Genomic DNA, 334 nt, shown 5'->3' on the forward strand with positions numbered 1-334 from the left:
AGCGCGGAACACCAGAAGCGAGGTGGTCTGCTCGCCCGATCCGATGTGATGCGCGCCGTTCTCGTCACCCATGTCATGGGCCGAGGAGCCGGCGGCGCCGAGCGCCTTGGCAATGCCGTTGGGGTCGATGATCATGATGACCGCGCCATCGCCCAGGATGGTGTTGCCGGAGAACATGTCGATGTGACGCAGTTTTGTGGACATCGGCTTCACGACGATCTCTTCCGTATGGAAGACACCATCGACCACGATGCCGAAAGTCTGGCTGCCGACCTGCGTGACCACGATGAAGCCGTTCTCGGGATCGGAGGCCGCGCCGTCGTCGATCTTGAGG

At 62.3% G+C, this 334-nt stretch carries 1 protein-coding gene; it reads right to left on the reverse strand.

The window, feature by feature from the left end:
• A partial coding sequence (locus tag ACFDR6_RS36330; protein ID WP_375861387.1) for a chemotaxis protein CheW occupies nt 1-334 on the reverse strand: 334 nt, incomplete at both ends.

The organism is Bradyrhizobium tunisiense (assembly GCF_042263385.1).
Classification (GTDB): domain Bacteria; phylum Pseudomonadota; class Alphaproteobacteria; order Rhizobiales; family Xanthobacteraceae; genus Bradyrhizobium; species Bradyrhizobium tunisiense.